The sequence below is a fragment of the Rhodococcus aerolatus genome (genome assembly GCF_054783215.1).
The window spans coordinates 154,766-165,164 of sequence record NZ_BAAGQZ010000005.1 but is presented as its reverse complement, the minus strand read 5'-3'; the positions used below and the strand labels follow the sequence as shown (position 1 = coordinate 165,164).

General features: G+C 78.3%; 9 protein-coding genes. 6 read left to right on the top strand and 3 right to left on the bottom strand.

Going from position 1 to position 10,399, the window contains the following annotated elements; genetic code table 11:
* Positions 1-155 precede the first annotated feature (155 nt).
* Genes ACYVOF_RS04155 through ACYVOF_RS04145 form a run of 3 tightly spaced genes read right to left on the bottom strand, consistent with a single transcriptional unit; the run spans position 156 to position 2,797 of the window.
* Positions 156-485 carry a hypothetical protein gene (locus tag ACYVOF_RS04155; RefSeq protein WP_460864249.1) on the bottom strand — a complete coding sequence of 110 codons (330 nt, stop codon included), beginning with the start codon at positions 483-485 and terminating at the stop codon, positions 156-158.
* A 55-nt stretch (positions 486-540) separates the two neighbouring features.
* On the bottom strand, positions 541-1,377 hold the full coding sequence (locus tag ACYVOF_RS04150; RefSeq protein ID WP_460864248.1) for an aldehyde dehydrogenase family protein: 837 nt from the start codon (positions 1,375-1,377) through the stop codon (positions 541-543).
* A complete protein-coding gene (locus ACYVOF_RS04145; protein ID WP_460864247.1) occupies positions 1,370-2,797 on the bottom strand; it encodes an aldehyde dehydrogenase family protein in 1,428 nt (475 codons plus the stop codon). Before ACYVOF_RS04145 ends, ACYVOF_RS04150 begins: the two co-directional genes overlap by 8 nt.
* A gap of 57 nt (positions 2,798-2,854) precedes the next feature.
* On the opposite strand from ACYVOF_RS04145, the gene upp reads away from it, so the two are divergent.
* From upp to ACYVOF_RS04115, 6 genes are all read left to right on the top strand, one after another.
* The gene (gene upp, locus ACYVOF_RS04140; RefSeq protein ID WP_460864246.1) at positions 2,855-3,478 is read left to right on the top strand and encodes a uracil phosphoribosyltransferase; all 624 of its coding nucleotides are present in this window, start codon (positions 2,855-2,857) and stop codon (positions 3,476-3,478) included.
* 86 nt (positions 3,479-3,564) lie between these two features.
* Positions 3,565-4,557: an aldo/keto reductase gene (locus ACYVOF_RS04135; RefSeq protein ID WP_460864245.1), complete on the top strand. Its 993-nt coding sequence runs from the start codon at positions 3,565-3,567 to the stop codon at positions 4,555-4,557.
* A gap of 119 nt (positions 4,558-4,676) precedes the next feature.
* Positions 4,677-6,071 carry a hypothetical protein gene (locus ACYVOF_RS04130; RefSeq protein WP_460864244.1) on the top strand — a complete coding sequence of 465 codons (1,395 nt, stop codon included), beginning with the start codon at positions 4,677-4,679 and terminating at the stop codon, positions 6,069-6,071.
* The gene (locus ACYVOF_RS04125; RefSeq protein ID WP_460864243.1) at positions 6,068-7,027 is read left to right on the top strand and encodes a glutamate ABC transporter substrate-binding protein; all 960 of its coding nucleotides are present in this window, start codon (positions 6,068-6,070) and stop codon (positions 7,025-7,027) included. The genes ACYVOF_RS04130 and ACYVOF_RS04125 overlap by 4 nt, the downstream gene beginning before the upstream one ends.
* Positions 7,028-7,070: 43 nt before the next feature.
* Positions 7,071-9,326, top strand: a complete 2,256-nt coding sequence (locus ACYVOF_RS04120) for a serine/threonine-protein kinase (protein WP_460864242.1) — start codon at positions 7,071-7,073, stop codon at positions 9,324-9,326.
* Entirely contained in the window at positions 9,323-10,390 is a 1,068-nt protein-coding gene (locus tag ACYVOF_RS04115) for a protein phosphatase 2C domain-containing protein (RefSeq protein ID WP_460864241.1), read from the top strand. The genes ACYVOF_RS04120 and ACYVOF_RS04115 overlap by 4 nt, the downstream gene beginning before the upstream one ends.
* Positions 10,391-10,399 lie beyond the last annotated feature (9 nt).

Below are 10,399 nucleotides of genomic sequence, written 5' to 3'. Positions count from 1 at the left end.
GTCGAGCGCGGCGACCGGGGCGGTGCGCGAGCCGTGGACCGCGTCGAGCGCCCGGCCCGCGCCGGACCAGCCCGCCGCCGCGCCGGCCACCGACCCGGTGCCCAGCTGGTCGAGCATCGCGCGCAGCGACGCCGTCATCGCCGCGGCCAGGGCGCTCACAGCGCGGACCCGCTGCCCTGCAGGCGGTCCTGGTTGGCCTGCTCGGTCTGCTCGTAGTGCGCGAGGGCGCCGGTGACGGCGTCGGCCGCGCCCCGCAGCGCCGCGGAGAGCGCGGCTACCGCCATGGTGTGCTGCGCCGTGCGGTCGGCCAGCGCCGCCACGAGGCCGGCCTCGTCGGCGAGCGGGCCCAGGCCCCGGGCCGCCGGCGCCGCGTCGCCCAGCCCGGAGGCCGAGGCGTCGACCGCCCCGGCGGTGTCGCGCGTCGCCCCGGCGAAGGACTGCAGGGCCCCGGGCTCGACCCGCACGCCCGTCCCGGATGTCGTCATGTGTCCCCCTCTCCGCCGTGGGACGCACCCCGCCCGCCCCCGGTTCCCCCGCCGGTCAGGACGTGATGGTGGTGCGGTCCAGCAGCACCCGCAGCCTGGCCAGGTCGGGTCGCCGCGTCCAGTCCGGCTCCCCGGCCGGCTGCGGCACCACCCGGTTGCCCGCGCCCGCTGCGAGCTGCTCGAGGTCGGTGCGCTGCGCGGCGGGGGCACCGGCCAGGTCGACCGCGTCGACGTCGCGGTGCCCGGCCAGCCACGGCGCGAGCTCGGCCGTGCGGCCCGTCAGCAGCGCCAGCACCCCGGGGGGCAGCCCGGCCCGCACGACGGCTCTCGCCAGCCCCAGCGCGGGCAGCGGCCGGTCCTGGCTCGCCACGACCACGGCGGCGCTGCCCGTGGCCAGCACGGGCGCCATGGTGGAGACGAGGCCGAGCAGGCTCGACGCCCGGGGGGCCAGCACCGCCACCACCCCGACCGGGCGGACCAGCACGGCGGTGAGGTGCGGCCCGGCCACGGTGGCCCCGGACCAGCCGAGGTGCTCGGTCTTGTCGGCCCACCCGGCGTGGTGGACCCAGCGCTCCAGCGCGGCGTCGACCAGCTCGGCGGCACGCCGCGGCGCGACGTCCTCCGCCGCGGCCACCGCCTCGGTCAGCGGTCCGGCGTCCGCCGTCAGCTCCCCGGCCACGGCCAGCATCAGGGCCAGGCGCCGGTCCGCGGGCAGCGCCGCCCACGCCTGCGCCCCGCGCGGGGCGGCCGCCACCGCGTCCCGGACGTCGCGCCGCGAGGCCAGGGCCACCTCGCCGAGCAGCTGGTGGCGGTGGTCGAGGACGGGCAGCACCCGGCCGGACTCCGACGGCCGGAACGCCCCGTCGAGCAGCAGCCCCTCCCGGTCAGGCACCGAGCCACCCCACGAGGCCGGCCGGGCCGCGGGCCACGACGGGGTCGGCGCGGTCGTCGTCCCCGGGCACCGCGCCCCGGGCCGGGCCGCGCAGCCGCACCGCCGCGGCCCCGCACCGGGCGGCGAGCGCCACCCCGGTCGGCGCGTCGGCGGCCCACGCGTCCACGGCGCTGTCCACCGGCAGTCGCCGCAGCGCGCCCGCCGCGGTGCCCGTGCCGGCCACGGGCACCAGCACCAGCACGGGCCCCAGCAGCTCGCGGGTGCCGACCTGGGTCCCGGGGGTCGTCCCCGTCAGCAGGGTGGGGGCCAGCCACGCCCCGGCGGCGGGCAGGTCGTGCGGTGCGGCCCAGCGACGCGCCCCGGCCAGCTCCGCGGCCACCACCAGCTCGGTGACCTCGTCGCGCTGGGCGACCGAGCTGCACGGGCCGAGGTCGGTGGCTGTATCGGTCGGGTCGCCCACCACGAGCCCGGCCAGGCCCGCCCGCAGCCGGGTGGCCAGCGCGTCGGCCACCTCCTCGTCGACCAGCACCACGGTGCCGGTGGTGGCCTGCCGGACCCGGGCCGAGCCCATCGCGTCGAGCACCCCGGCCGCCACCGCGTCGAGCGGGGCGTCCGCGGCGACGACCGCGACCGAGGCCCGCACGGGGTGGCGGGTCAGCGGCGTGGGCCGCCCGACCAGCGCCCGGGCGACACCGTGGCCCAGCGACCCGGTGGCGGCCAGGCCCACCGCGTCCACCCCGGGGTGGGCCATCAGCGTGCTGCCCACGCCCGCGTCCCCGACCAGGACGTTCACCACCCCGGGGGGCAGGCCCGCCTCGTGGGCGGCGGCCACCAGCAGCAGGGTCGTCAGGGGCGCCGCCTCCGACGGCTTCACCACCACCGTGTTGCCGCAGGCCAGGGCGGGGGCGAGCAGCCCGACGGTGGCCAGCAGGCTCGAGGAGCTCGACACCACCACCGCGGCCACCCCGCGCGACCGCGGACCCGCGCCGTCCGGGCCCGGCCCGAGCCCGACGTGGGCCAGCTTGTCCGCCCACCCGGCGTGGTGGCGCAGCGTCGCGGCCGCGGCGGGCACCCCGGTCGCCCGGGTGTGGCGCACCGGGGTGCCCGCGTCGAGCGCCTCGAGCCCGGCGAGGTCGGTCAGGCGCCGCTCGACGACGTCCGCGAGCCGGTACAGGTGGTGGGCGCGCTGGGCCCCGGTCAGCCGCCCCCAGGCGCGCTCGTGCGCCCGCCGCGCCGCCCGGACGGCCCCGTCGACGTCCTCGGGCCCGGCGGCGGCCAGCTCGGCCAGCACCTCCCCGGTCGCGGGGGAGCGCACCGCGGACACCGGACCCGTCCCGGTCACCGGCTCGCCGTCGATGACCATGCCGAGCGCCGACCACGTCCCCGGCAGGGGTCCGTCCGGCGTCACGGGCGCGCTCACCCCGCCAGTCTCCCGCGCCCGGGCGGGGCGGGGCCCGTCACCCCCTAGGCTCGCCGCGTGGACACCCTCGTCGTCGACCACCCGCTCGCCGCCGCCCGGCTGAGCACCCTGCGCGACGAGCGGACCGACGGTGCCGGCTTCCGCGCGGCGCTGCGCGAGCTGACCCTGATGCTCATCTACGAGGCGACCCGCGACGCGCCGACCGAGACCTACGAGCTGACCACCCCCGTCACCACCACCCGCGGGGTGCGCCTGGCCCGGCCGCCGCTGCTGGTGCCGGTGCTGCGGGCGGGCCTCGGGATGGCCGACCAGGCCCACGCCCTCGTGCCCGAGGCGCACATGGGCTTCGTGGGGATGGCCCGCGACGAGCGCACCCACGAGCCGGTGCCCTACATGGAGTCGCTGCCCGAGGACCTGGCCGCGGTGCCCGTGCTGGTGCTCGACCCGATGCTCGCGACCGGGGGGTCGATGGTGAACACCATCGAGCTGCTGGTGGCGCGGGGGGCGACGGACGTCACCTGCATCTGCGTGCTCGCCGCCCCCGAGGGCCTGGAGCGGCTGGCGGGCTCCGGGCTGCCCGTGCGGGTGGTCACGGCCAGCGTCGACGAGCGGCTCGACGAGCGGGCGTTCATCGTCCCCGGCCTCGGCGACGCGGGGGACCGGCAGTTCGGGCCCCGCTGAGGGCGCTCTCAGGCGGGCGGGACTAGCGGTCCGGGGCCGCGGGGTTGGTCGAGGTGCACCCGTTCCCGCACCCCGGAGATCCGCCCATGAGCAGCACGACGATCGGCACCCGCAGGCTCGGCCCGCTGGAGGTCAGCGCCCAGGGCCTGGGCTGCATGGGGATGAGCGCCTTCTACGGCACCACCGACGAGGCCGAGTCCACCCGCACCATCCACCGCGCGCTCGACCTCGGCGTCACCCTGCTCGACACCGCCGACATGTACGGCCCGCACACCAACGAGCGGCTGGTGGGCGCGGCGATCGCCGACCGCCGCGACCGCGTGGTCCTGGCCACCAAGTTCGGCAACGTCGTGCGCGAGGACGGCAGCCGCGGCGTCGACGGCAGGCCCGAGTACGTCCGCAGCGCCTGCGAGGCGTCGCTGCAGCGGCTCGGGGTCGACGTGATCGACCTGTACTACCAGCACCGGGTGGACCCCGACGTGCCCATCGAGGAGACCGTCGGGGCCATGGGCGAGCTCGTCGCCGCGGGCAAGGTCCGCCACCTCGGGCTCTCCGAGGCCGGTCCGGCGACCATCCGCCGCGCCGCCGCCACACACCCGATCGCCGCGCTGCAGACGGAGTGGTCGCTGTGGACCCGCGACATCGAGGACGAGATCCTCGGCGTGGCCCGCGAGCTCGGCATCGGCGTCGTCCCCTACTCGCCGCTGGGCCCCGGCTTCCTGACGGGGAAGTTCACCAGCCGCGACGACATCGAGGACGGCGACTTCCGCAAGGACAACCCCCGCTTCGCCGACGGCGCCTTCGAGGCCAACCGGGACATCGTCACCGCGCTGCAGGAGATCGCGGCGGAGCGCGACGTGACCGCCGGGCAGCTGGCGCTGGCCTGGGTGCAGTCCCGCGGCGAGGACGTCGTGCCCATCCCGGGCACCAAGCGCCGCAGCTACCTGGAGCAGAACGTGGCCGCCGCGTCGCTCGAGCTCTCCGCGGCCGACCTGGCGCGCATCGAGGCGGCGGCGCCGCGCGGCTCCGTCGTGGGCACCCGCTACCCCGAGGCCGCGATGGCGGGGCTGGGCCGCTGAGCACCGGCTGGGTCCCCCGGGGCAGGTGACGAGTCCGCAACACCTGCCCCGGTTCCGGGACCGCGGCGGCCCCCACCCCCTAGCCTGGTCGCCGGTCCGCGCACGGGTGGGGGTGGTCGGTGGTGACACGCAGCGCCCCGCCGCGCCCGGCGCCGGTCCCCGCGGCGCCCGCGCCCGTCCAGGGCCCCCCCGCGCCGGCCCGCACCCCGGTGCGCGAGGCGGCCGTGGTGGTCCGGGCGCGGCGCCGCCGCGGGGCCGTGGCCGCCTTCACCCGCACCAGCCCGGGCCAGCTGCTCGTCGGGGCGCTCGTGCTGGTGATCGCCTGCCTGGTCTCCGGGACCGTGGCCGCGAGCGCCGTCTCCGCCCGCACCGACGAGCTCTCCGCCCAGCTGCTGCGCACCGAGCCGGTGGCCGCGGCGGCGCAGGAGCTCTACGCCGCGCTGTCGGAGGCGGACGCGGCCGCGGCGGCCGCCTTCCTCTCCGGCGGCCTCGAGCCCCCGGCGCTGCGGGAGCAGTACACCGCGGCCGTCGCCCGCGGCGCGACCGCGCTCGCCACGGCCAGCGCCGGGGCCGGCTCCGACGACGCCACCCGCACCCAGCTGGCCCGGCTGACCGCCCAGCTGCCCGTCTACACCGGGCTGGTCGAGACCGCGCGGGCCAACAACCGGCAGGGCAACCCGGTGGGGGCCGCGTACCTGCGGGAGGCGTCCGCGCTGCTGCAGACCCAGCTGCTCCCCGCGGCCGAGGGGATCTACGCCGACCAGTCCGGTGCGGTGAGCAGCGGGCAGTCCGACACCGACGGGCTGCCCTGGGTGGCGCTGCTGCTCGGGGTGGTGACGCTGGTCCTGCTCGGACTGGGGCTGCGCTCGCTGCGCCGGCGCACCCGCCGCACCCTGAACCCGGGCCTGGTCGTCGCGGCCGCCGCCGTCGCGGTGTGGCTGGTCTGGCTCGGGGTGGCCGGGGCCGTCGCCGCCTCCCGGGTCGACGCCGCCCGCAGCGGCGGGTCGGCCCAGCTCGACCTGTTCGCCCAGTCCCGGATCCTGGCCCAGCAGGCCCGTGCGGACGAGACCCTGGCCCTGGTCGGCCGCGGCGACGGCCCCGGCTACCAGCAGTCCTTCCTGGACCGCACCGCACGCCTCGACGAGCTGCTTAGCCGGGCCGAGACCGCGGCGGGCGAGGCGACGGTGCGCGCAGCCGCCGGCGCCGCCCGCGACGCGCGGGACCGGTGGGTCGACGCCCACGCCCGCATCGTCGCGGCCACGAGCGACGGCGACTACACGGGGGCGGTGCGGGTGGCGGTGGGCAGCGGACCGACCGACAGCGCGGCCTCCTTCCGCGCCACCACCGACGCCCTGGCCACGGCCATCGGCTCCACCGAGCGGACGCTGCGCGCGGAGACCGCCTCGGCCGGGTCCGCCTACCGCGCGCTGGCGCCCGCCGCCGTCGTGCTCGGCGTGCTCGCCGCCGTCGCGGTCGCCGCCGGGGTCTGGCCCCGGCTGCGGGAGTACCAGTGAGCCGGGGCGCGCGGGGGGCGGCCGCGCTGCTGGCCGCCGTGCTGCTCGCCGGGTGCGGGGCGACCGCCCCGGTCGCCTCGCCCGACGTGGTGGTCGCCGCCCCGCTGCCCGCCGGGGCCGCGGAGGCCACCTCGGCCCCGGCCCCGCCCGCGGCCCAGTCCTGCGACACCGCCAGCCTCGCGCCCGGGCCCCGGCCCCGCGAGGTCGCCCCGGGCTCGGCGACCGCCGCGATCGTGCAGCGGGGCAGGCTGGTGGTGGGGGTGGACCAGAACACCTACCTGTTCGGCTTCCGCAACCCGTTCACCGGCCGGCTCGAGGGCTTCGACATCGACATCGCCCGCGAGGTGGCCCGCGACCTGCTGGGCGACCCCGACAGGATCACCTTCCGGGTGCTCACCTCCGCCCAGCGCATCCCCGCGCTGCAGGCCGGCGACGTCGACCTCGTCGTGCGCACCATGACCGTCACCTGCGACCGGCTGCAGCAGGTCGGCTTCTCGTCGGTGTACTACCAGGCGGCACAACGGATCCTGGCCCGCACCGACGCCGGCATCACGGGCGCGGCCACCCTCGGCGGCAAGCGCGTCTGCGCCACCACCGGGTCCACGTCGGTCTCGACCCTGCTCGCCCTGGACCCGGCCCCCACCGTGGTCTCGGTCGCCGACTGGACCGACTGCCTGGTGCTGGTGCAGCAGGGCCAGGCCGACGCGGTCAGCACCGACGACTCCATCCTGGCCGGGCTCAAGACCCAGGACCCCTACCTCGACGTGGTGGGCGAGCCGCTGAGCCCGGAGCCCTACGGCATCGGGGTGCGCAAGGAGTCGACCGACCTGCAGCGCTACGTCAACGGCGTGCTCGACCGCATCCGCGCCGACGGCACCTGGGCCGCCATCTACGGCCGGTGGCTCTCCGGCCTGGGGCCGACCCCGGCACCCCCGGCCGCCCAGTACCGGCCGTGAGCGGCCAGTACTGTCCGGGGTCACCGACGGGGAGGGGCCCGCGATGACGACCTGGGACGAGCCCGGCGCGGCGGGGACGAGCCGGCTGGAGGCGACCGGCCGGCTGGACGAGCCCGCCACCACGGTGACGCGCCCGCCCGACGAGGACGGTGCGACGAGCCGGGCGACGGCCGCGGTCAGCTCGCCGCTGAGCGGGCGCACCGGCCGCGGGTCGTCCCGGTCGTCGCGGCGCACCACGAGCCGCTCCAGCACCCGCGGCCGGCTCGGCGCGGGCATGGTCGAGGTGCCCCGGGTGCCGTGGACCGACCCGGCGGCCGCGGTCATGGCCGACCCGGTCGTGGCCGAGCGCAAGCGGTTCTGCAGCCGGTGCGCCAAGCCGGTCGGCCGCTCCCGCGACGGCGAGCCCGGCCGCACCGAGGGCTGGTGCGCCCACTGCGGCGCCCCGTTCGCGTTCACCCCCACGCTGCGGGCGGGCGACGTGGTCGGCGGGCAGTACGAGGTGCAGGGCTGCCTGGCCCACGGCGGGCTCGGCTGGGTCTACCTCGCCACCGACCACAACGTGTCCGACCGCTGGGTCGTCCTCAAGGGACTGCTCGACGCCGGGGACGCCGAGGCGGTGGCCGTCGCGGTGGCCGAGCGCCGCTTCCTCGCCGAGGTCGAGCACCCCAACATCGTCAAGATCTACAACTTCGTCTCCGGCGAGGGCCCCGACGGCACGCCCGTCGGCTACATCGTCATGGAGTACGTCGGCGGCACCTCGCTCAAGCAGCTGGTCGACGCCCGGCGCGGGCGCGACGGGGAGCGCGGCCGGCTGCCCGTCGAGCAGGCGCTGGCCTACGTGCTGGAGATGCTGCCCGCGCTGGGCTACCTGCACTCGCTGGGCGTGGCCTACAACGACTTCAAGCCCGACAACGTGATGCAGACCGACGAGCAGCTCAAGCTCATCGACCTGGGCGCGGTGATCTCGCTCGACGACGAGGACAGCCCCATCTACGGGACGCTGGGCTACCAGGCCCCGGAGATCGCGACCACGGGGGCGACGGTGGCCTCCGACCTCTACACGGTGGGCCGCACGCTGACCGTGCTGACCATCCCGCTGCCGCGGGAGGACGGCCGGCTGGTCGAGACGCTGCCCGGGCCCGACACCGAGCCGCTGTTCGCCCGGCACGAGTCCTTCTACCGGCTGCTGCTGCGGGCCACCAACCGCGACCCCGACCAGCGCTTCGACTCCGCGGCCGAGATGGCCGACCAGGTGACCGGGGTGCTGCGGGAGGTGCTCGCCGAGCAGGACGGCACCCCGCGCCCGGGCCCGTCGGCGGCCTTCAGCCCGCAGCGCGCCACCTTCGGCACGGCCGAGGACGCCGACCTCGCCGCCCGGCCGGACCCGCTCGAGGTCGCGGCCGCGCTGCCCGTGCCCGTCGTCGACCCCGCCGACCCGGGCGCGGCGCTGCTGGCCGCGGCCGCCGGGGGCGACGTCGACGAGCTCGTGCACACCCTGGAGAGCGAGCCGGAGACCGCGCGCAGCTCACCGGAGATCCGGCTGCGGCTGCTGCGCGCCTACCTCGACCAGCGCCGCTTCGGTGACGCCGCCGGCCTGCTCACCGCCCTCGAGCTGGAGCTGCCCGGGGACTGGCGCACCGCCTGGTACCGGGGCATCGCCGAGCTGCTGCGCGGCGGCTACGCCCGGGCGTTCGTCGCCTTCGAGCTGGTGCTCAGCGCGTTGCCCGGCGAGCTCGCCCCCAAGCTGGCCATGGCGGCCGCGGCCGAGTCCGACACGGCGGGAACCGGTCCGGACCGCCGCTACCAGGCCCAGCGCTACTACGAGCAGGTCTGGCGCACCGACCGGTCGGTGGTCAGCGCGGCCTTCGGCCTGGCCCGGGCCCGGCTGCGCGCCGGCGACCGGGCCGGGGCGCTGCGGTGCCTCGACGAGGTGCCGGCCACGTCGCGGCACGAGCGGGCGGCGCGGCTCGCCGCGGTGGCCGCGGTGCTGGCGGGCCCGGCGGACGCGCTCACCGAGGCCGACCTGCGCGAGGCGGCCCGGCGCTCCGAGCAGCTCACCCTCGACCCGTCGGGCCACCACCAGGTGCGGGTGCAGGTGCTGGGCGCCGCACTGCAGGTGCTCGGCTCCGGTGCCGGCGTCAGCGGGGCACCGCTGCTGGGGGTGCCGCTCACCGAGGCCGGGGTGCGCGGGGGCCTCGAGGCGGCGTACCGGGGCCTGGCGCGGCTGAGCACCGACCGGCTGGAGCGCTACGCGCTGGTGGACCGGGCCAACGCGGTGCGGCCGAGGACGCTGGTGTGACCGCCCCGGAGGTGCCGGCCGCCACCACGTGCGCCGGCTGCGGCCGCGTGCTCGACGGCCGGGACCGGTTCTGCGAGCACTGCGGCCGGGTGCAGGGCGTCGAGCAGGGGGGCACGGGCGCGGCGCGTGCGGCCTTCGGGGCGCCCACCGACCGGCCGTGCCCGCGCTGCGGGACCGAGCCCACCGACGACGACCGGGCCGACGAGTTCACCGCCGAGCACTGCGGGCAGTGCGGTGCCCGCCGCCCCGACGGGACCGACCGGGTGGAGGTCGACCTGGGCGTGGTCGCGCTGGTCAGCGACCGCGGCCTGGTCCACACCCGCAACGAGGACGCCGGCGAGGTGGCGGTGCTGCGCGACCTCGGCGGTGACGGTGACGAGGCGGCCACCGGACCCGGTGTGGCCGTGGCGGTCTGCGACGGGGTGTCCTCCGTCCGCCGGCCCGAGCTGGCCTCGGCCGCGGCGGGCCCCGCGGCGCTCGACGCGCTCGTCGCCGCGCTCGTGGCGGGGGCGGACCTGCGCCGCGGCCTGCTCGACGCCGGGGCCGCCGCGGCCCGTGCGGTGGCCGAGGTGGGCCGCGAGCTGCAGCCGGACCCGCCGGCCTGCACGGTGGTCACCGCCGCGCTGCGCCCCGGGCCCGGGGGCGTCGAGGTCGTGGTCGGGTCGGTGGGGGACAGCCGCGCCTACTGGCTCGACGACCGGGGCGGGTCCCGGGTGCTGACCGAGGACGACTCCTGGGCCGCCGAGGTGGTCCGGGCCGGGCTCGCCGACGCCGAGACCGCGATGGCCGACCGACGTGCCCACTCCATCACCCGCTGGGTGGGTGCCGACACCGCGGACGACCCGGCGATGGTGGGGCCCAGGATCGCCCGCCTCGTCGCCCCCGGGCCGGGGCTGCTGCTGGTGTGCACCGACGGGCTGTGGAACTACCTGCCCGGTGCGGCGGACCTCGCCGCGGTGGTGACGGGGCTGGACCCCGCCGCCGCGGCCGACGCACTGACCACGCTGGCCCTCGAGCGCGGCGGGCACGACAACGTCACGGTCGCGGTCGTCGCCGTCGGCTGAGCGCGACGG

Excerpts from the sequence above, each read along its gene's own strand:
- ACYVOF_RS04120 (WP_460864242.1), top strand. The coding sequence starts at position 7,071 with ATGACGACCTGGGACGAGCCCGGCGCGGCGGGGACGAGCCGGCTGGAG.
- ACYVOF_RS04135 (WP_460864245.1), top strand. The coding sequence starts at position 3,565 with ATGAGCAGCACGACGATCGGCACCCGCAGGCTCGGCCCGCTGGAGGTC.
- ACYVOF_RS04155 (WP_460864249.1), bottom strand. The coding sequence starts at position 485 with ATGACGACATCCGGGACGGGCGTGCGGGTCGAGCCCGGGGCCCTGCAG.